Raw genomic sequence first — 21,839 nt, 5'->3', positions numbered from 1 at the left:
AAAACGACGGAACTGTGATGATAATCGCAATAATATTTTGCTGACTCGATGCAACCTTACTAGATACTTTCACCAGTTAGTAACTTAAAACCAACATCGAATTTTTTCTGCGGTAATTTCTCTCCACGCATTCTGGATAACAACACTTCCGCAGCCTTGCGCCCCATCAGGTCTCGGGGTGTTAAAATACTCGCCAGTTTAGGGGTCATCACCTGCCCCACATCATGTCCGTGGAAACCCGATATTGCTAAATCGGTAGGAACGTTGATCCCTAAACGCTGGCATTCAAAAATGGCACCGATCGCTAAGTCATCATTGGTACAGAATAAGCCATCCGCATCAGGATATTTCACGCGGCACTCTTGAAGCAATTGTGCACCAAGGGAATATGAGGAGCTTTCTTGGGTCATCAAATTACGCGGGGTAAGCTTGGCATCAAGCATCGCTTTTTCATAGCCTTGCAAACGGATAATTGTTCGCTCATCCTGCCGAGCGCCTAAATAAACGACTTTACGGCAACCGCGTGCAATCATTGCTTCGGTCATTTGACGAGAAGCTTCAAAGTTGTCGATTCCCACCGCAATATCAAAACAAGGCGAAATACTGTCCATGATTTCAACAACGGGGATACCTGCTGTTTTTAGCATGCGTTGAGTACGGGCAGTATGAGTACGTTCGGCAAGAATAACGCCGTCAATATTATAAGAAAGTAGAGATGTTAAACGCTCTTCCTCTTTTTCCGCCCGATAGCCATAGTGCGCCAACATGGTTTGATAACCATAGCGATCCGTCACAGTTTCAATACCGCGAATCACTTCAGCAAAAACTTGGTTAGTTAAAGATGGAAGTAGGACACCAATGGCATGGCTTGTGGCGTTCGATAAAATGTCTGGTGCTTTATTTGGAATATAGCCTAACTCCTCAACTGCATTCGCAATTTTCCCACGCAACGACTCTGAAACTTGCTCAGGATTACGTAGAAAGCGACTCACCGTCATTTTCGTGATACCGACGCGGTCGGCTACATCTTGCAAAGAGGGTCTTTTATTCTTCATATATCCCATATATCTATAATACGCCTTTATATTTCATTATGTTCTGCGATCTGTCTATGGATAGCAATCCTTGTTATTGCTTTAAATCACAGAAACGTCGACTTTTCAGCCGTATCGCATTTTTACTGTTGACTCTCTTGCCTGACTTCGCTAATTTTCGCGCTATATAAATATAAGTATAACGATACTAATTATGGCAATGAATAGACGACATTTTCTCCAATCCTGCGCGGTCCTCACGGCATTCTATAGTTTACCTGCATTTAGCCGTAGCCCTGTCGCAGAGGCATTATTTGGTCATTTACCTTCCCATGAAAATATTCAAAAAGTGATCACGGCGGGACCGCCCGCAGATTTACTGATGTTTGCCCTTGCCCCTGAAAAAATGGTGGGTTTCGCCTCGATTTCGCTAAAAAAAGGCAATAGCGATTTGTTTGCGCCCCAATGGATGAACTTACCCGTTTATGGACGCCTTGCTGGGCGGGGTAGCACATTGTCCCTTGAGCAGTTATTGGCTTTTCATCCTGATTTGATCCTCGATACAGGCAATCTGGATGATACTTACCGTTCTCAAGCAGAAAAAGTCGCCAAACAAACGGGGATCCCTTATCTACTGATGGATGGCAAGCTTCTTGATGCGCCACAACAACTGCGCCAACTCGGTCGCCTATTGAATGTAAATCAACAGGCTGAAAAACTGAGTATGATCGCAGAACGCTATCTTAGCAATGCGCAACAATTTGCACTGACCCAACAACAAAACCCCCGCAGTTTTTACCTCGCAAGAGGTGCGAAAGGATTACAAACAGGTACAAAGGGCTCGATTCATACCGAAGCGATTGAAATGTTGGGTTTTCGTAATGTCGTGGATATTGAAGGATTCTACGGTTTAACCGATGTTTCCATGGAACAACTGTACCAATGGGAGCCTGACATTATCATTACCCAATATGATGAAGCCGTTGAACTCCTTACTCATTCCCCTCTGTGGGCAGGGCTCAGTGCCATAAAATCAAACAACCTATTGGTATTCACTGGCATGCCATTTGGTTGGTTAGACGGACCACCGGGCATCAATCGTTTACTGGGTATGAGACGCTTACAGAGCCACTTCGACAATGCCGTTGAAGAAACCATGACTCACGACCTCAGGCAATTTTTTGAGCTGTTTTATCATTCATCATTAACCTCACCACAGGTTGATTTGCTGATGGAAATGTCATGACTACGGGCTGGCTGAACACGAAAACTAAGCCTTTGCTGCTGCTGGTCATTTTACTGCTCTGTGCGTTGATAGCATTAACCAATGGTAAATACTCACTAACCTTGGAAGAACTGTATCGCCTATTCATTCAATCACCGGTGGATAACCCACGCAGTAGCACTGTATTTTGGCAAATTCGATTTCCTCGTGTCTTCGCAGCAATCATTATTGGTGGAGGACTTGCGATTGCAGGCGCGGCATATCAAGGCATGTTTCGTAACCCACTCGTGTCTCCTGATATTCTAGGGGTCTCAGCGGGTGCCGGTGTTGGCGCGGTTTTGGGAATTTTTTTAGGGCAATCCCTCGTTTCTATTCAGCTGTTCGCTTTCATAGGTGGGCTCATCACGGTAGCCGTGGTGTATCTGATTGCCCGTCTAGCGCGCCAGCATGACCCTATCTTGTCTCTGGTATTGGTTGGCGTCGCGATCAGCGCTATGTGTGGCTCAGCGATTTCATTAATGAAAATTTTAGCTGATCCCTACACTCAACTCCCGTCTATTACATTCTGGTTATTAGGTGGGTTATCCTCCATTACTCAACAAGATTTACGGTCCGTGCTTCCTGTCATGATGGTGGGTTTTATTCCCTTATTGATGCTGCGCTGGCGTATGAATTTGCTCAGTTTGTCCGACGAAGAAGCCAAAAGTTTAGGGGTCAACGTCACCTTAAATCGAACCATTTTAATTATCAGCGCAACACTGATCACGGCCAGTACCGTGTCAATTGCAGGGATTATTGGATGGGTAGGACTAATAGTGCCTCATATTACTCGAATGATAGTGGGTGCTAACTTTCGCTATCAACTTCCTGCGGCAATGGCAATCGGAGCGATATTACTCCTCATCACCGATACCCTCGCACGAACGATAGCAGCCATTGAGCTACCTTTGGGTATTTTAACCTCGGCGGTAGGCGCGCCATTTTTCTTAGCCATTTTGCTGCAAACAAGGCGAGTAAAATGAGTATGTTAACCCTAAATAATGTCGCGATTGGTTATCATCGCCAAGCCATCATCGAAGGTATCAATCTGCATTTACCTGAAGGGGAAATGACCTGCCTGCTTGGGGCGAATGGTTGTGGTAAAACCACCCTAATAAAAACATTATTAGGGCTGCTTCCTGCGATTCATGGAGATGTTCACTTACAAGGCAAATCTATCAGCCTGTTAAAACCACGGGATATAGCGAAAGTGATTGCTTACGTACCACAAGCACACGATACGCCATTTACATTTTCTGTTGTCGATATGGTCATGATGGGGCTTACACCGCATTTGTCCTTATTCTCAGTCCCGAGCGAGAAAGAGCAAACCGATGCTCTCGAGCAATTACAAAAATTGGGTATCGCCCACCTTGCCACTCGCTTGTACAGCACGCTCAGTGGCGGAGAAAAACAGCTCGTGCTCATTGCCAGAGCCTTAATCCAAAAACCGCAGTTATTGATTATGGATGAACCCGCCGCTAGTCTCGATTTTGGTAACCAAATCCGCTTGTTACAGCATGTCCAAGGGTTGAAGCAGCATGGCATCACCGTATTGATGTCCACCCACCATCCCCAGCATGCGGCTGCCATTGCCGACCATGTCATTTTGTTAGATAAGCACCATCAAGCGCGGCAAGGCTCTACTCAAAGTATGTTAACGCTCACTAACTTGGCAGAACTCTATAATATTGATGCGCCGAGCATTACGGCTCATTTTCAGCTTCCACTCAATTTTACTTGTTAAGGTCAGGGATTATGCTTATTCACCAACTCGATTTTGCACAGATGTACCAGCAGCACATGCAACAGGCTCAACGTTCACGTAAAGAACCTGAACATTGGGATAAAAAAGCCCAACAAATGGCACAAAACTGTGCCAACCCGAATGATCCATACTTAATTCGCTTTCGCCAATTAATGGATTTTACGGGCGCCAATACATTGCTGGATGTCGGGTGTGGACCGGGTTCCATTAGCCTATATCTCGCAAACCAATTTCAATCCGTTACAGGTATCGATTACAGTTCCGGCATGCTAGAGATGGCGAATATCCGAGCCAAAGAAATGAACATCACCAATGCCCAATTTAAACCACTAGCATGGGAGGATAGCTGGGACGAATTACCAAAAGCCGATATCTCCGTCGCATCCCGTTCTACCCTTGTAGATGATTTAAAAGCGGCGCTCTTAAAGCTGAATCGCCAGACTAACTTACGCGTCTATACCACTCATACCGTAAACCCAACCTTTATAGATGAAAAAATTATCCGTGAAATTGGGCGTGAGGTTGTTAGCCTGCCAACGTATATCTATGCGGTCAATATCCTTCATCAAATGGGAATTCATGCTCGTGTCGACTTTATTAACAGTCATAATGCTGGCGGATTTGACAGCGCAGAAGCATTCATTGATAGCATAAACTGGTCACTCAAAGATCTCACTGCCGAAGAAAAAGAAAAACTGCACGCCTATTACAATAAACAAACCGCAGAGGGCAAAACACTGCCATTCCCATCCCGAAGCTGGGCAATGGTGTCATGGGATGTCGTGGATGAAGCGGACCTCACATTATGATCTATATACCTGATGCCCTTATTGACCAGCTGCTCCTCGATGATATTCAGTACGGGGATTTAACCAGCCGTGCTCTCGGACTTGATCATCAGCAAGGTTCCATGACATTCACCTCCAAATTAGGAGGCTGTATCAGTGGATTGACTATCGCTCAACGCATGCTAAGTAAATTAGGCATTACCAGCGAATGTCACTGTCGTGATGGAGATATCGTGGAGCCACAAAGCTGCGTAATCAGCGCCTCAGGCTCAGTAGAGGCATTGCATCAAGGCTGGAAAGCTGTACAGAATGTGTTGGAATGGTGTGGCGGTGTCAGTCACTACACCTACCAGATGGTTACCCTATTAAAAAAATATCAGCCCAATGGGCAACTGGCTTGCACGCGGAAAACTATTCCCAATACGAAGCCACTCGCTCTGACGGCCATTCTTGCTGGTGGCGGGATCATCCATCGTGCAGGAAGCGCTGAAACTGTTTTACTGTTCACCAACCATCGCAATTGCTTAGCTGATCCTCATGATTGGCAAGCTCATATTCATACACTGCGAACCGCTGCACCTGAAAAACAGATTATCGTCGAAGCCGATGACTATGACCAAGCCTTACTCGCCATTGATGCCAAAGCCGATATTGTGCAGCTTGATAAGCTACCGGTAGAACAGATACAGCAATTACAGCGCAAAGTGGTTGATACCCAATCCCATAGCCGCTTATCCATTGCCGGAGGCGTTAACCTACAAACTATCGAGCGTTTTGCCCAAACAGGTGTCCCTTTATTAGTCACCTCAGCGCCCTACTACGCAAACCCGAGAGATATCAAAGTACAGATATTTAAATCTTAAACGTACTGAATAACAGATTTAAAACCTTGTCCTGCGGTTAGCCGCGGGATGCTGTTTTATGGCAAATGCGACGCCTATCGCTATATATATTTATATATATCGAAATTCATCGCAATAAAAACTAACTGGAAACCAATAATGAAAATAAAACAAATTACCTATTTAATAGGAATGGCATTATTCGCAGCACACGGGCAAGCAGCAGTAAACAACACCGAAAGTGCACCTAAAAAATCGCAAACTGAAACCAGCCATGACGTTATGTCAGTGTGGAGTACCCCACTTGCCGCAGATGCTAATGTGATCACTGAATCACAAATGAAGCAGCTTAATAAAACTAACGTCGCACAAGCACTCAGTACGCTCCCTGGTGTAGCCATTCAAAAATCCGGTAACCGTAATGAAACCCAAGTGAATGTACGCGGTTTTGACAGCCGCCAAGTCCCCGTTTTCTTCGATGGTATTCCAACCTATGTGCCTTATGATGGTACGCTCGATCTTGGGCGCTTTATGACCAGCGAACTCGCCAGTGTAGAACTCTCTACTGGCTATACATCCCTACTGCAAGGTCCTAACTTAATGGGCGGCGCAATCAACTTAACGACCGCAACTCCGAAAAAGCCGTTTGAAGCTAACTTAAGCTTTAATCAAGGTTTTGCTCGAGGTGCGGACAATGCTCATAACGTCAGTGCTCGTCTTGGTGCTCGTAATGACTTAGGCTTTATTCAAGTTAGTGGTAGTCAATATAAGCAACGCTTTATGGGGTTACCAAGTTCTGATGATAATAACCCTTATGCCGGTACTCATGGGCGCCGTACTAACTCGGCTACTGATGATAAGCGTTTAATGCTGAAAATGGGTTGGACACCACGCGAAGCCGATGAGTATGTCGTCACTTACATTAAACAAGATGGCGACAAAAATAGCGCGCCAAATGCCAACTCAGATAAACAACAAATCTGGCAATGGCCAGCCTATGATAAAGAGAGCATCTACTTTAATGGCACCACACAGGTCACCGATAATATTGCACTACAAAGCCGTATTTACCACGACTCATTCAAAAATACACTGCACCAATATAAATCCGTAAAAGATTATCAAAAAGGCAATTACAACTATAGCCGCTATGATGACTACAGCAATGGTGCCGATTTACGCGCTGACTTTACTGTACGCGAATTAGATATGCTGTCATTTGCCGCTCACTGGAAAGAAGATGTTCACCGCTCTCGTAGCAATAAAACCAATCCTTTTGACCGTTATAAAGACCAAACTTGGTCAGTTTCTACCGAATATCAATGGGTTGCTACGGATAAGCTCGATATTATCGGTGGTATTGGTTATGACTGGCGTGATAGTGATGATGGTAAGCGCTACATCTACAACAAAAAAACAGGGGCAATGGAAGGTGTTCAGCGCTATGACAATAATAACCAGCATGCCTTTAATTGGGAAATGATGGCGCGTTACCATCTCGAAAATGAAGATACCGTTCAGTTCTCCGTATCAGAACGAAGTCGTTTCCCGACACAAAAAGAACGCTACACCGAAAACAAAATGAAGAATGACGATTCATTCCTCATTAACCCACATTTGGATGCAGAGCGCGCACTCACCTTTGATTTAACCTATAAAGGGCATTTCACTCCTGTGTGGAGCTACACGGCGAGTACCTACTATAACCACGTTTCGGATGCCATTATGGCGCACCATGTGGGCGAGAATAAAAAAGGCGGCACACTGCTGCAAAACCGTAACAGCGGTAAAGTGAATTATGTCGGCGCAGATATAGGCACTACTGGGCAAATTACGGATTGGATGGAGGCGGGCATAAACTACAGTTACATCCATGCTGATCCTCAGCATTACAGCGTCCGCCATGTGGCTGAATTGCCAACCCATAAAGCCTTTGCATGGGTAAAATTTACACCTTATCAACCAATAAGCATCACCATTACAGAAGAAGCTAGAAGCTGGGCATTCAACTATGTAGATAGTGAAGACAAAGTGCGCGGGTTTGCCAAAACAGATCTACGCGTAGACTATGACTTAGGGCATGGGCTCTCAGTGAATAGCTCAATCAACAATCTGTTCGACAAATCCTATGAATATACCGATGGCTATATAGAGGAAGGTCGTAACTATTGGTTAGGAATTGAATACAAATACTAGTACTTAATTATATAAGGCAAGAATTTACTTTCTTGCCTTATAATCAAAAAAATAAATTGTTTTATTCATTAAACTAATTTATAAATAAAATTAAGCGAAATCACTTAGGATTATTCTTATAAATTACCCTGCCTAACTTTCTAAAAAATTTAGTTTTATCTGTCGATGTAACACAAAAAATGAATTTATTTATAATAATAATCTAGGATTATTGTTTAATTTAGTTAATAGCTCCATCTTCATATTCAAATCAATATTTTTGCTAATTTATTGCAAAAAAGCTCATCACCGAATACTTGAAGTTATTCAAATCCCTATTTAGACTATACTCATAATTAAATTAATAAAATCTATAAATCCCCAATATAAATTTCACTTAAATTACATTAAGCTAATAATTAATGAGTGGCTTAGCTATTGAATTATTTGAATTTCAGAGAGCTGATGGTAACTATGATTGAAAAACATGATTATACAATCGATAACAAATTTATTTTTGAGCAAAGAACAAGCCGTATTTTTCTAAAAGATGATCCAGATCAACATATTGAATTATCTAAACCCGCTGCTCGTTTATTTGGTGAAATCCTTTTATTAAATCTAAAAAAAGGAATTGCAACTCGTGATGAACTTCTTACAAATGTTTGGGAAGAATATGGTCTTGTTGGCTCTAATAATAATTTAAATACTTATATCAGTGAAATCAGAAAAAAGCTTGAGCTGGTTGGTATTGATCCAAAAACAATTGTAACAGTTCCCAAAAAAGGATTTAGAATTGATAGCCACCTTTCCAGTATTGCAATGGATAATGACAATAAGCTAATTGTATCTAATGAAATTATCACCTCCGATAATTATCAGATTACAGAAATGCTCACTACACCATCTAAGAAATTATTAGCCCATCAACCCGATGAAGCTATAGATATTCCTATTTCTGATAATATTCATGGAACAATGTCATTTCAAACTCCATTCAGTAATATTACTAATGATTTAAATATAAAACCTATTGATTCTTTAGAAGAGAATACTGTAAAAAACAGTCATAAAAAGAAAAAAATATTATTTTTTATGATATTACCACTAGTGGTGATATTATTATTTTATTTATTTATCAATAAGTTAACCAACCAAGGAGCAGTTAAAAATAGTTATACAACTTTCGGAGTTCGAGATAGCTGTGTATTTCAATCACCTATAAACCTGAATGAACAAGCTATTAAAACTAATCTAGAGTTTATTAATAAAAAGCTAGATAAATATAATATCTCTTGTGATGAGCCCAAAAGAATTATTGTTCTATCTGACGTAAATGCATCTTATTCATTTGATAAGAATGCAGCAATAAGTATCTGCAAAGAAAAAAATAATCATTTTGACTGTGTTTCTATTAACGATCAGAGAATTTAAATGAAAAAGTATCTTATTACTGCGGCTTTAGCTGCAGTTATTGCCCCTATCTCATATTTAACATTCGAAAAAGAGAAAGAAGATATAAAACTTTGCCATTCTGAAATAGTATGGATAAAAGAAAATAGTACTCCTGAAGGTATTATTCTCAAATCTAAAATGTCTCTACAGATTTCAGACAATCATAATGGGAGAATGAATTTTTATGGTTATATAAAAAATCAAGAAACTATTTATCGACTAGATCGTGCTGTTTATTTCTCTTATACCCCTGTAGATAAAAAGGGTAATTATGCAGTGATAATGAATTCCTCATCTGTTACAAATTCTGATAACACCCCTAATGACGTATTTTCTAATTTTATACAATTAGAAAAAGACAAAATAAAATATTATGTAAATGTTAATAAAATGGAAGATAATATTTATATTTTAAAAGATGAAGCTTATTCCGCTTTTACTTGCTCTGCAGAGTAAGAATAGAATTAGACAATCAAAATACCTAATAAGTATTATATTGAATAACCACTATTTCTAATAAATAAAAAATAGAATAAAAAAAGCCTACCAACAATTACGTTTAAGTAGGCAAAACCGTCAACATGGGAAAATGACGAATACAAAATTCTTGTTTCTTTACATCATGGAATAGTCATAACCAGAGTCAATACACCACTAAAATTCCCTGGTGCAACCGTACCATTTGTTTTCAACACTGATTCCACAGTTACAAGTTCATTCGTGTTTGCTCTTGCATTGATAATAGTACCAAGCCATGCAGGCTGATCGTTCAATGTCACTCGCGACATTAATTCGCCATTCGAACGTAAAGGCACATATTCCTGCAACATATTTGAAGACACTTTTACTCGCATGTTTTGGTTGCAAACAATAGAGAAGAACCCGCGTTGAGTATTCCCATTCAGATCACCTGCATTTAACGATCCATGGTCTAATTCGAGCCGGTTATTGGCAACATAGTTGAAATAACATTTACCTGCTGGTGGCGGTGCAATGCCACAAATTCCGCCGGGTAACATTTTTGCTGAGCTACTGGTGCGGTTTGTGTCTAAAAAGATCCCAACACACTCATCTGCGGTAATAGAACCTGAGTGACGGGTTTCTCCTTTTTTAGGAAAACTCAGACCACATTGGTTTTGCGCAGCATCGATAATCGATGCCATCGTCGGGTAAGTCGCAAAATTTATAGCGCATTCCCAGTCCTTACGAGACCCAGCCCCCCCAATATTCGGTGCTTTATGTAGATGGTTAATCGTAAAATAACAATTTCGAGAACCCGCGGAGCCTAAAACAGCAACACAAGGATTTGGTTCCGTAGGAGAATTCGCTTTCCAATAATCAAATTGGTAATAATAAGTGTGGCTACTACCTGAATTAACAATATCTTCAACATACGAAAAATAAGTCGATCCATAGCCAAGCGAACTTATAAAAAGCAACGGTATTAATAATAACCTTTGAATTCGTTTTCCCATTTCAGCTCTCTTTATATATTTAATAAAACCAAAACAAATCAAAGCAATACACTTTCATAATAAAATTATTCGTATTCAAATATAAATGTTGCAGTGGCGGAGATTTTACCCACCTTCACTTGCTTATTATTCACAACATCAGATGTTGCTTTAATAAATGAATTAAACTGTAATTCATTTTTACCCGCTTTACTGATTGGCATTAGCGATGAAAATTGGTTAATTTTCATCGGAGTGCCATCCGATAGCTCGATAAAAATCCCTAAGCCTGGATTTAAATCACTGCCTGTCAACGCGAGAGAACCGGGTAACTGTAAGTTTTCAGTTCCTGAAAATTTCACTTTCATTTTTTGTGCAATCGTCAGATCACAATCAGACAGTACTAACGTGAATTGCTCATTGGGAAATTGAAATCCAGGCTCGTAGATGTCCAAAAGTCGGATATCCCCATAGTCGACTTCAACCTTTGAATTTTCAGGTAAGACTACGCAAGGAGAATTCACTAACGTCCCTTTAATTTTCATATTATTCTGTGCAGCCTGCACAGGATACGTTCCCATCGCAACAAGGTTTCCCAGTAAGACAAATAAAATTCCAAAACGTATTTTTTTATTCATTATTGGTACTCCACAAGCAAGGTTCCGTTTGCAATAAAGTCACCTGTTTTGAGTTCCTTATTGCCATCTCGGACCAATACCGCCCAAAGTACACCAGGGTTACTTGGGTTGATTAAATATTTTTTACCTAAATCTAATGTTTGATCGCCCAGCTGAAACTTAACAGCAAGGTTAGGAATTCCTGCATTTAATCCATTGATATCAAATGTACTTTTGGCGCCATTCAACATTAAATACATGGCCCAGTTATTCTTATTTTCTTCACATTGAATTTGGTAATTTACTTGCCTTTTTTGAGCATTACCTTGAATAGACTTAATGGAGACGTTACCAAAATCCACTTCAATATCTTTGCCGTTATCAATATGGCACGGTGGAGGGGTAACTAAATTACCTTTAATCAGAATGTCTGTTTCATTGTCTTTCGCCACTGAAGAGAAAGGGAAGATGATAAACAGTAAAAACATCCCAATGAGCTTATAAATGTCCCGCATGTTTATCACCCTTATTGATATTCGACTTTGAGTGTTGCGTTGGCGGTAAAGGCTTTCGCTGGGAGATCTGCACCACTTTTCTTCACTAATACCGCAAATAATTTAGTGGGTGATGCAAAATTAACCGTGCGCTTACTTTTTAATGGGAAATCACTGGTATCCGCTTTAAAAAGTACTCCAAGATTATCAACACTCGTTTTAAGCGCCCGTTGGTCAAACACCGCGGGCACGCCGTCAATATACATATTCAATTTTGGCTGAACACCGTCTTTGCAAGTAATCGTGTAGTCCATTGGCTGCTTATACACTTCACCTTCAACACGCGTAGTCATGACATCGCCAAAATCGACTTCTATGGCTTGTCCATTATTAATCTGGCAGGGCTTGGATAAGACGACACCTTTAATTTCCACATACAGGTAACCTGAGAATCCAAAGGTACCTGACGTATAAAGAATCGATGATATCAATAATACCTTGGCTAAATTTTTAATAGACATCATAGCGGCAGACCTTATTTTCTAGGTACGACAGAACACTCAACCGCGCTGCAGTTAAATTTCAAGTCAATCGTACCGCCAAAATCGTTGAGATAAACTAAGGTTGGTGATGCCCCGATATCTCCTGTGTTTTTGCCTAAACCAGCTTCACCACGCGGTGGAACCATAATTGGCTCAAAATTACTAACGTCCGTATTGCCTTTTTTCAATTGAGTTATGGATAAGAAATAAGGGCTTGGATTTTTAACGATATATCCACTACCCTGCTTGACCAGTTTGATATCATTTTCCTGAGGAATTGAATCCATTCTTTCTTTAGTTGCAATTACAGCAGGACGATAGAACAATTTAATTTTTGTCTGTAATGCAATTTGTAATACGTTGGCTTTTTCGCTACGAGGTGGAATTTCTCTCACGTTCAGGTAATAAACACTTTCCTGATCTTTAGGTAATTTAGCGATAGCCGGAACCGATTGAATTTTGATTTGGCTTTTTGTATCCGCTTCAAGTCGCTGCACTGGCGGAGTCACAATAAACGGTGAATTGACTTTTTCATCTTTATCGTTTTCTATCCATGCTTGTGCCAAATATGGGCTGGTTTTATGTTCATTACTTAAACCTACGCTCACCGACTTATCGCCCTCGTTATAAATGACACGAGTTCTATCAATTGCAATTGCCGCATAGGCTGACTGAGCGAGTAATGAGGCACTTAACACTGCTACCGCATTACGTTTATTTAATAAATTCATATTTTCACCGTTGACGTTAAAAATTTATTTATAATTATTTACATGGTAATAAAACATTATGTTCCATGTTGTTATCTAATTTTTCAGGCAATTGAATATGACATGAAGCATCATCACCCCATACCACATCAAGAGACTCTGATGGATTAACACCCGCTAAATAAACAAAACCTTTATCAGAAATAATTCCCACTTCTATTTTTTTCGCATTTTTGACTGAAGCCCCAAACGGTGGGTAGTCCCCATCAGCTAAGCTGATAATTCCCATTACTTTTTGCCCCGTAATGACATTAAACTTACGATATCCAATCGCACCTTCAGTCAACGTTGCATATTGTGTCGATTGCAATGCTTCGGCATTATCTGGCACATTTTTCAGATCGATATTTAAGTTATTACGGTTATAGTCCATCACACTCGTGATCACCGCTTTACCGTAGCGGTTAGTCCCGACGGGTGTAACACCATTTAAGATGGGTACATCCGCGACACCATTAGTATCGACTAATATTCTTGATCCGCCTTTAATTGAATTATTACGGTGTAATGCCCCGCCTTCGCCTGTCATGGTCATTCCGCCTTTTAACTGCATCGAGACGGTTGTTTGATTATCTTGAATATAAGTTCCGCTGAGGTTTAATTGGCTTCTATCACCATCATAACTATAGGTACCAGCTGTCGTTAACTTGTCTTTATCCCAGTTACCCGCAGAAACCGAGTAAGAAGAGCGATTATCAATTCGACTATAGTAGTTAACGTTATTGGTATTATTACCCCCTGCATACGAGCCGGAATAGCTAATACTTGATTCATTTTTATCCAATGGGATCATCAGATTTAAATAAATACCGTCATCATCGCTATCGCGTGATTTCGTTTTATATGCCGTCACACTCAGACTGACATTTTTAATTTTGCCAATATCAAAATAGTTCGATAGCGTAAAGTTGTACTGGTTTGTAGACGCTCTATTCCAATAAGTTTGGTGTGAATAGTTCAAATACATATTCGCGTTGTAATCAGGGAATGCGGTACCAAAAATAATGGTATAAAGCTCTTTACCGCTATCGACCTTATCCCCTCTATAACGACGGTCAACAAATTGACTCATCGACATATAGTTTCTTTCAGAGAATCGATAACCCGCGAAGGTAATCTGACTATTAATTTCGTCGAATTGTTTTGAATACGTCAGGTTATAGGAATTCCCCGTCAACGTTTCATTGTCATCCAATCGACCCATTTGCGCGTGTGAAATATTGATGTTTCCAGATAACACACCAAATGGCGCAAAGTCACGTCCCAAACCAAATGCGACGTTTTGATATTCGGATGATGCCAACAAACCGCCATAAACAGTGGTGTTATTCGTCGCACCCCAAGACAGCGACCCCATACTGAATGCAGGGCCTTGAGTGTTATGGTCATCTTTCGTTGGTTTACCCATCACAAATTGGTAAATCAACTGTCCCGGACGAGTTAACGTACCCAGTCGAGAAGTTTCAACACGGTAATTTGTTGTCGTGCCATCTTGTTCTTGGATAGACACGTCCAGTGTACCGCCACCGAATGAGTTCACATCTTGAATACGGAATGGACCAGGACTGACTTCTGTTTGATAAATAATACGACCATCCTGTTTAACTATGACTGTCGCATTCGTTTTTGCAACACCAGAAATTTCAGGAGCATAGCCTTGTAAACGAGGTGGTAGCATAGCTTCATTGGTTTCGAGAGTTGCACCAATAAAACGAATACTATCAAACAGATTTGATGTTAAATATTGTTCACCTAATGTCAGGCGAGCACTCATCGAGCGAATGGCTCTATACGCATATAACTGGTTCCAAGACCATGATTTACTGCCTTTATTCAGCTCACCATTTTGTGTTTGCCAGTCAGCACGCAAACGCCATGCTCCGATGTTTGCCCCCATAGTCCCCGTGGCCGTCAGACCTGATTTCGTTCCTTTATCGCCGGTTTGTTTATTAACAACGCGTCCTGTCGCGTTATAGTCAATAAATGCGCCCATAATCCCGTCATCCCAACGTGATGGTGGGTCCCAATCAGGGTCTGAATACTCCATGTAGGCCTGAGGAATATTGAACTCTACAACGTTCTTCGCCAAATCCCCTTGAATTGTCATATCGGGAACAGAACGAATATCCAAACATTTTCCATCATCTAGCCATTTGACTTGGCTATCCCATTCCTTTTTTAATCCCAATAGCGCATAAATTTCAGGGGTAACACATGCCAATGAAATTTTATCGTCGTAATTAGGATTAAAAAATGTGATAGGTTGTTCCATAGAAACCTTAGCGCGGTTGACTTCAATCGCTAAAGAGTAGTCTCCAGGTGGGACATAATTGGCGTGAGAAAATTTACTGAAATCGACGTTTTCTTTACCGTCAGAATCAATGAAGTCGGTGTTAAAATCAACGGCTTCTTCAGAGAGTGCAACCATTGGCGTTAACATTAAAAGCATTAATTTTGTAATTAGATTTAGTTTCATGCTTTTCATTAACTGCGCACCTATAAAAACAAAGACAATGAAAATAGTTTGAAAAATATGGCGTATGACTACGCCATATTTATTCTCTATAGAAACTTACTGTTATTGGTAAACAATTTTGAAGTTAGCGACAGTGTCAAAACGACCTGTTGTTGCTTTCTTAGTTGGGTCTTCGTTACCTTTAACGTATGCAGCGAAGTGCAGAGTAGTTTCTGAACCGTCACCATTGTTTAACGCATAACCGTCACCAGTACCTGGGAATGCTTTACCAAATTCAACAACTTTGTCAGCACCGTTAGTGATTACGATACCTGCGTTTTGAACTTTACCGCCTAAGCCCAGTAAGTCACCAGTGAAGCCTTGGAAACCGTTTACTGTTGAACCAGTAAAGGTGATTTTTGCGTTTTTATAAGTTTCAGTTGAGCAGTTTTTCAGAACGATATCGAACGTTTTGCTATCTGAACGGAATTGGTTTGAAGTCAGTTCGTGCAATGCGATTTCGCCGAATTCAACTAATTGCTTCAGGTTGTCAGCGTCGATTGAACATGGAACATCATTGATGAAACCAGTAAAACGAATTTCACCTTGTGAACTTTCTACTGGGTCAGCAGCTAAAGCAGCACCAGAAACGCCAACACCTAAACCTAAAGCTAGAGTTAATGCTAATTTATTCAGTTTCATAAAAGTTTTCCTTTGAATGAGTAGGAACTGCTATTTCTCTTTCCTGTTTCTACGATGCAGAATTAAGTTTCTTTACTTAAGTAGTGCGCCCTTGAAGATTCCTCTAGCTTTCCTACTTGATGAATTTCATTCAGGTTAGAGATTTTTTTATATAAACAAGATCCATCTCATCTATGTGATTTAAAAAACAGAAATCATTGAGCCAACATTCTCACTTCCAAATTAATTATTGATTCATTCATTAATTAATTAAAATTGATATAGAACACTAAATGAATTCTGATGACTACCTTGTGATATTTTCTGATGTCAATTCTACATATGTGATATATGTTGTCAAAAAACACCCAAATAGAGAGTTAGCTTGGTTTTTTATATCGAAAAACCGACATAAACAAGCTTTAAACATTAAATGAGTAAGCAAACTTGAAGAAATAATAAATTACTTAGAAAGATTTATATGAAGACTTCATTTTGTATTTATAAAAATTTCAAAATATTGCAAAAACCTTATAATTATAAAAATCTATATTTATATTTATTTACAAACTAATAACCCAATAAAAGGAAAATTTATTAGATTTAACACCCAAGAATAGTCACCTTTACACAAGTAATTGCTATATAAAAAACAGACGGTAAGATAAGTCTTAATTAAAATATGCATCAAGCAGTAACCATAAATTTCAATATTTGTTTTTATTTGGTTAAATAGATCGTCAATTTATTAACCAAAATGTAGCAATTAGAGTTTTATTTAAAATAAAAAAGCTGACCATTTAAATAAGGTATCTGTTATTTATTAACCATACGTTTATTAAAGTTAAAACTCTGTATTAATTGTAGGGAAAATTGTTTATTCCATAAACATCATTTCAAACGCAACAGGAGCCGAAGTTATGATAAACTAAACAGTAATAAACATTTGAAGCGCTATTTAGGTGGGGCCAGACAAGATGACAATAATCAGTGAAGATATGCTGCTTACGACGGCCGAACGTATTTGCCAGTCTCGAGGTGTTCGTTTAACTCCACAAAGAGAAACGGTTTTACGACTAATTGCACAGCAACATGGGGCGATTAGTGCCTACGACCTTCTTGATTTGCTGCGTGAAATAGAACCTCAAGCTAAACCCCCTACTGTTTACCGCGGCTTAGAGTTCCTAATGGAACAAGGGTTTATCCATAAAATTGAATCCACAAACAGTTATGTGGTCTGCCACCATGTGGATAATCCAAGCCATATCTCAGTGATGTTGATTTGTGATAATTGTGGGAATGTGACGGAAAGTGATTGTACAACCATAGAAAAGGCTATTAGTACGCTTGCTGAAGAAAATCATTTTCATCTCAGGCATACCGTTGTAGAAAACCATGGTTTATGTCAAAAATGCGTTGAAATCACCAGTTGCCAAGATCATGAACATTGCGATCATGACCATCAGCCCCCATCTAATCCAAAGAAAAAACCGTAAAAAACCTATCAGCAAAGGTTAATAAGATTAACGTCTCGCGCCATAGCTATAATAGATAACAACCTAATGGCAGAGGCAATAGATAGATAGATAGATAGAGCGAAGTGAATAAGAGTTATATGGCTATATAAAAAGAAAAGCCTATATAAACGGAAGAACAATATAAAGAAAAAACACCCGATAAAAAGAGATATTGAGTCTGCTACCAGACTCAATCACTCATCATCAATGCCAATCGCTATTACGGATAACCCCAACAGCTAACCCTTCAATAGTAAAATTCTGTTCGCGTAAATCAACAACGATTGGCGCAAACTCAGGGTTTTCAGCAATCAATTCAACGCGATTGCCTTGTTGTTTAAAGCGCTTAACGGTGACTTCATCCTCGATACGAGCCACAACTATTTGTCCATTATGGACATTCTGAGTTTTATGCACCGCGAGTAAATCACCATCCATGATGCCGATATCCTTCATCGACATACCATTCACACGCAATAAAAAATCCGCATGAGGTTTAAATAACTCTGGGTCAACTTGGTAGTGACTTTCAATATGTTCTTGTGCAAGCAATGGTTCGCCGGCGGCGACACGCCCAATCAGAGGAAGCCCTAAATCTTCGGTTTCTTCTTCTAACAACAGACGAATGCCTCTGGAAGCTCCAGAAACAATTTCAATAACCCCTTTACGAGCTAAGGCTTTTAAATGTTCTTCTGCCGCATTAGGCGAACGAAATCCCAAACTTGCTGCTATTTCAGCGCGTGTTGGTGGCATGCCCGTCTGCGAAATGTGGTCACGCACCAGATCGTAAACTTGCTGCTGTCGAGCTGTCAGTGCTTTCATCCCGTTCCCCTGTTTGTTTATACAGTCAAACTGTGAGTATATACAGGTAAATGGGGATTGGGAACTGTTAAATTAGCCAAAATCTGTAATTTATTGCTGAATTCTTTGCTTTTTCTCTCTTTTGTTATTTTTAGACTATTAAAGTGCGAAATAACGTTCCCAGAGAACGGTAGCCCAAATAAATAACGCCAATCCAATGGTGACAAAGACCGCAGCGGAGCCAATATCTTTTGCTCGGCCCGATAATTCATGATATTCCGTGCCAACACGGTCAACAACGGCTTCAATAGCGCTGTTTATTAACTCGACGATCGCGACTAAAACCACTGAACCTATCAGTAAAATTCTATCAATTTGGCTAATGTCCAAGTAAAAAGCTATAATTATCGCAATGATAGCAGCAACCGCTTCCTGCCTAAATGCGGCTTCATTCACCCATGCTGCCTTTAAACCCTTAAGGGAGTACCCAGCTGCTTTGATAACTCGCGTGAGTCCCTTAGTTTGACTTGCCATATTTTTTCCTTAATTTTTAAACAATAATCAACTTTTGCAGTCAAAGTGAATTATCGATAACAGATCTAAACACTGCTTTCTGATATGATTGCGCAGCATTACTAACAAGAGGCTATAATCGTTTATGTCACTATGGCGTAAAATATATTACAACACGTTGAATTTACCACTGAAATTATTGGTAAAAAGTAAACTAATTCCAACGGACCCGATAACAGAGTTGCAGCTTGATCCAAACAAGCCAACGCTGTACGTTTTGCCATATCACTCAAAGTCCGACCTTCTCACGCTTCGCCAACAATGCTTAGCGATTGGTTTACCTGATCCTCTCGTGGATAACGACATCAATGGCACCCAGCTCCCTGCCTATGTGTTCATTGATGATGGTCCGCGTGTATTCCGTTACTACTCTCCAGATCCACGTAAAGAGTCAGTAAAAATATTCCATGCGTATCTTGATTTGCATAAAAATAATCCAAATCTAGATATTCAAATGCTGCCAGCATCGGTCATGTTCGGGCGAGCGCCTGGACGCGAAGGCCATAAGCCTGCACCCCTGAAATTACTAAACGGTGTGCAAAAATTCTTCGCCGTCCTTTGGTTAGGGCGCGATAGCTTTGTGCGTTTTTCACCCAGTATTTCACTGGGTCAAATGGCGCAAGAGCATGGTACCGACACGATTATTGCCAATAAACTCGCTCGTGTGGCGCGTATTCATTACTCTCGCCAACGTTTGGCGGCTGTCGGTCCAAAACTGCCTGCACGTTATGAGCTTTTTAATAAATTGCTTTCTTCTAAAGCGATTGAAAAAGCCGTCGAAGATGAAGCTCGCAGCAAAAAAATTCCATTACAAAAAGCCCAGCAAAATGCCGTGGCGATGATGGAAGAGATCGCCGCTAACTTCTCATATGAAGCAGTACGACTCACTGACCGAGTTTTAGGTTGGACATGGAACCGCTTGTATCAAGGGATTAACGTTCAGCATGCTGAACGTGTTCGTCAATTGGCTCAAGATGGTCATGAAATTGTCTATGTGCCGTCCCATCGTAGCCACATGGACTACTTGCTGCTTTCATATGTTCTCTATCATCAAGGGCTGGTACCACCGCACATTGCAGCTGGTATTAACCTCAATTTCTGGCCAGCAGGTCCCATTTTCCGCCGTTTAGGGGCATTCTTTATTCGTCGTACGTTTAAAGGCAATAAACTCTATTCTACCGTATTCCGCGAATACCTCAGTGAGCTCTTTGCTCGCGGCTATTCGATTGAGTACTTTGTGGAAGGTGGACGCTCACGTACAGGTCGCTTGCTGGAACCTAAAACCGGTACCTTGTCGATGACCTTGCAGGCCATGTTACGTGGAGACTCTCGCCCTATCACTATCGTCCCTATCTATATTGGATACGAGCATGTGATGGAAGTGGGAACTTACGCGAAAGAATTACGTGGCGCGGAAAAAGAGAAAGAAGGCTTCTTCTCGATGGTACGTGGTTTACGTAAGTTACGTAATTTAGGTCAGGGCTATGTGAATTTTGGTCAGCCAATTTCGCTCACCCAATACTTAAATAATCGCGTACCTAATTGGCGTGAATCCATTGACCCTATTGAGCCTCAGCGCCCAACTTGGTTGAACCCAACGGTCAGTAGTCTGGCTGATAACATTATGGTGAATATCAATAATGCGGCAGCCGCTAACGCGATTAACTTATGTTCAACAGCACTGTTAGCGTCGCGTCAACGTTCACTGACCCGCGAACAACTGATTGAGCAAATCGAATGCTATCTGCAACTACTGCGTAATGTACCTTATACCGCAGATGCAACGACGCCGAACAAAACGGCAGAAGAGCTTCTCGAACACGCATTGCAGATGAATAAGTTTGAAGTCGAAAAAGATAGCATGGGGGATATCATTATCCTGCCTCGCGAAAATGCCGTCTTAATGACTTACTACCGTAACAATATCCATCATTTACTGGTTCTGCCATCATTGATAGCCAGCATGGTGCTACACCATGAACGTATTAGTCGTGAAGAAATCCACCAGCAAGTTGGTCTGATTTACCCATTCCTGAAAGCTGAACTCTTTATGCGTTATGACACTAACGCACTCGTCAGCACTGTGGATACATTGATTGATGAGCTGAACAGCCAAAAGTTGATCTGCCTGAAAGACGATAATATGGTGGTATTAAATCCTCGCCGTATTCGTCCTTTACAGCTGCTGGCAGCAGGTGTTCGTGAAACACTGCAACGTTATGCCATCACGCTATCATTACTCAATGCAAGCCCAGAAGTCAGCCGCAATACATTGGAAAAAGAAAGCCGCATGCTCGCGCAGCGTCTGTCCGTTCTACACGGTATTAATGCCCCTGAATTCTTTGATAAGGCCGTGTTCTCGACATTGGTCGATACACTCAAAGATGAAGGGTACATCGATAATAACGAGAACGATATTTTCTCTACCAATGCGAAAAAACTGTATGCAGTGCTTGCCCGCTTAATGTCACCGGAAATCCGTTTGACCATTGAAAGCGTGAGCCAAACTGAAGAGCTTTCAGCACCGAAACCGGCACCAATAAGCACACCGGAAACGACCGAATCAAGCTCAGAAGTACCGAAAGAGTAATCTCACAAGTCAGCGAGAC

The 21,839-nt window shown here is 40.7% G+C and carries 20 protein-coding genes; 10 read left to right on the top strand and 10 right to left on the bottom strand.

The window, feature by feature from the left end:
- Positions 1 to 59 precede the first annotated feature (59 nt).
- Positions 60 to 1,055, bottom strand: a complete 996-nt coding sequence (gene gntR / locus PR766_RS13885) for a gluconate operon transcriptional repressor GntR (protein ID WP_006663368.1) — start codon at positions 1,053 to 1,055, stop codon at positions 60 to 62.
- 193 nt (positions 1,056 to 1,248) lie between these two features.
- Between gntR and PR766_RS13880 the strand changes: the two genes are divergently transcribed.
- The 8 genes from PR766_RS13880 to PR766_RS13845 all read left to right on the top strand — a co-directional run bounded on the left by PR766_RS13880 (position 1,249) and on the right by PR766_RS13845 (position 9,782).
- Positions 1,249 to 2,280 carry an ABC transporter substrate-binding protein gene (locus PR766_RS13880; protein WP_036959862.1) on the top strand — a complete coding sequence of 344 codons (1,032 nt, stop codon included), beginning with the start codon at positions 1,249 to 1,251 and terminating at the stop codon, positions 2,278 to 2,280.
- A complete protein-coding gene (locus PR766_RS13875) occupies positions 2,277 to 3,281 on the top strand; it encodes a FecCD family ABC transporter permease (RefSeq protein WP_154635923.1) in 1,005 nt (334 codons plus the stop codon). Before PR766_RS13880 ends, PR766_RS13875 begins: the two co-directional genes overlap by 4 nt.
- Complete coding sequence (locus PR766_RS13870; protein ID WP_006658562.1) at positions 3,278 to 4,045, top strand: ABC transporter ATP-binding protein; 768 nt, start codon at positions 3,278 to 3,280, stop codon at positions 4,043 to 4,045. The genes PR766_RS13875 and PR766_RS13870 overlap by 4 nt, the downstream gene beginning before the upstream one ends.
- A gap of 11 nt (positions 4,046 to 4,056) precedes the next feature.
- The gene (locus PR766_RS13865) at positions 4,057 to 4,875 is read left to right on the top strand and encodes a class I SAM-dependent methyltransferase (protein WP_036968451.1); all 819 of its coding nucleotides are present in this window, start codon (positions 4,057 to 4,059) and stop codon (positions 4,873 to 4,875) included.
- Positions 4,872 to 5,717: a ModD protein gene (modD, locus tag PR766_RS13860; RefSeq protein WP_036968448.1), complete on the top strand. Its 846-nt coding sequence runs from the start codon at positions 4,872 to 4,874 to the stop codon at positions 5,715 to 5,717. Before PR766_RS13865 ends, modD begins: the two co-directional genes overlap by 4 nt.
- A gap of 138 nt (positions 5,718 to 5,855) precedes the next feature.
- The gene (locus PR766_RS13855) at positions 5,856 to 7,892 is read left to right on the top strand and encodes a TonB-dependent receptor plug domain-containing protein (RefSeq protein WP_154635922.1); all 2,037 of its coding nucleotides are present in this window, start codon (positions 5,856 to 5,858) and stop codon (positions 7,890 to 7,892) included.
- 453 nt (positions 7,893 to 8,345) lie between these two features.
- Positions 8,346 to 9,305 (top strand): winged helix-turn-helix domain-containing protein, encoded by a 960-nt coding sequence (locus PR766_RS13850; RefSeq protein WP_036979043.1) that lies wholly within the window; start codon positions 8,346 to 8,348, stop codon positions 9,303 to 9,305.
- Positions 9,306 to 9,782 carry a FidL-like protein gene (locus PR766_RS13845; protein ID WP_006663376.1) on the top strand — a complete coding sequence of 159 codons (477 nt, stop codon included), beginning with the start codon at positions 9,306 to 9,308 and terminating at the stop codon, positions 9,780 to 9,782. It begins immediately after the preceding gene.
- A 164-nt stretch (positions 9,783 to 9,946) separates the two neighbouring features.
- Here PR766_RS13845 and PR766_RS13840 read toward each other — a convergent pair whose 3' ends face one another.
- The 7 genes from PR766_RS13840 to PR766_RS13810 all read right to left on the bottom strand — a co-directional run bounded on the left by PR766_RS13840 (position 9,947) and on the right by PR766_RS13810 (position 16,360).
- The gene (locus PR766_RS13840; RefSeq protein WP_036979045.1) at positions 9,947 to 10,801 is read right to left on the bottom strand and encodes an MrpH family fimbial adhesin; all 855 of its coding nucleotides are present in this window, start codon (positions 10,799 to 10,801) and stop codon (positions 9,947 to 9,949) included.
- Positions 10,802 to 10,866: 65 nt separating this feature from the next.
- The gene (locus PR766_RS13835; protein ID WP_006658570.1) at positions 10,867 to 11,418 is read right to left on the bottom strand and encodes a fimbrial protein; all 552 of its coding nucleotides are present in this window, start codon (positions 11,416 to 11,418) and stop codon (positions 10,867 to 10,869) included.
- Positions 11,418 to 11,912 carry a fimbrial protein gene (locus tag PR766_RS13830; RefSeq protein ID WP_006658571.1) on the bottom strand — a complete coding sequence of 165 codons (495 nt, stop codon included), beginning with the start codon at positions 11,910 to 11,912 and terminating at the stop codon, positions 11,418 to 11,420. The genes PR766_RS13835 and PR766_RS13830 overlap by 1 nt, the downstream gene beginning before the upstream one ends.
- Before the next feature lie 11 nt (positions 11,913 to 11,923).
- Positions 11,924 to 12,415 carry a fimbrial protein gene (locus PR766_RS13825; RefSeq protein ID WP_154635921.1) on the bottom strand — a complete coding sequence of 164 codons (492 nt, stop codon included), beginning with the start codon at positions 12,413 to 12,415 and terminating at the stop codon, positions 11,924 to 11,926.
- Between the two features lie 11 nt (positions 12,416 to 12,426).
- Positions 12,427 to 13,164 carry a fimbria/pilus periplasmic chaperone gene (locus PR766_RS13820; RefSeq protein WP_154635920.1) on the bottom strand — a complete coding sequence of 246 codons (738 nt, stop codon included), beginning with the start codon at positions 13,162 to 13,164 and terminating at the stop codon, positions 12,427 to 12,429.
- 34 nt (positions 13,165 to 13,198) lie between these two features.
- Positions 13,199 to 15,688 (bottom strand): fimbria/pilus outer membrane usher protein, encoded by a 2,490-nt coding sequence (locus PR766_RS13815; protein WP_154635919.1) that lies wholly within the window; start codon positions 15,686 to 15,688, stop codon positions 13,199 to 13,201.
- A gap of 93 nt (positions 15,689 to 15,781) precedes the next feature.
- Positions 15,782 to 16,360 (bottom strand): fimbrial protein, encoded by a 579-nt coding sequence (locus tag PR766_RS13810; protein WP_006658575.1) that lies wholly within the window; start codon positions 16,358 to 16,360, stop codon positions 15,782 to 15,784.
- A 956-nt stretch (positions 16,361 to 17,316) separates the two neighbouring features.
- Here PR766_RS13810 and zur point away from each other — a divergent pair.
- Positions 17,317 to 17,835 (top strand): zinc uptake transcriptional repressor Zur, encoded by a 519-nt coding sequence (gene zur, locus PR766_RS13805; protein WP_006663380.1) that lies wholly within the window; start codon positions 17,317 to 17,319, stop codon positions 17,833 to 17,835.
- Positions 17,836 to 18,060: 225 nt separating this feature from the next.
- Here zur and lexA read toward each other — a convergent pair whose 3' ends face one another.
- Both lexA and PR766_RS13795 read right to left on the bottom strand, forming a co-directional pair.
- Complete coding sequence (gene lexA, locus PR766_RS13800; RefSeq protein ID WP_006658577.1) at positions 18,061 to 18,678, bottom strand: transcriptional repressor LexA; 618 nt, start codon at positions 18,676 to 18,678, stop codon at positions 18,061 to 18,063.
- Between the two features lie 138 nt (positions 18,679 to 18,816).
- On the bottom strand, positions 18,817 to 19,191 hold the full coding sequence (locus tag PR766_RS13795) for a diacylglycerol kinase (protein WP_006658578.1): 375 nt from the start codon (positions 19,189 to 19,191) through the stop codon (positions 18,817 to 18,819).
- A gap of 124 nt (positions 19,192 to 19,315) precedes the next feature.
- Between PR766_RS13795 and plsB the strand changes: the two genes are divergently transcribed.
- Entirely contained in the window at positions 19,316 to 21,820 is a 2,505-nt protein-coding gene (gene plsB, locus PR766_RS13790; protein WP_006663382.1) for a glycerol-3-phosphate 1-O-acyltransferase PlsB, read from the top strand.
- Positions 21,821 to 21,839 lie beyond the last annotated feature (19 nt).

The sequence above is a fragment of the Providencia sp. PROV208 genome, assembly GCF_028479465.1.
Classification (GTDB): domain Bacteria; phylum Pseudomonadota; class Gammaproteobacteria; order Enterobacterales; family Enterobacteriaceae; genus Providencia; species Providencia alcalifaciens.
This window is presented reverse-complemented; position numbering and strand designations above follow the sequence as displayed.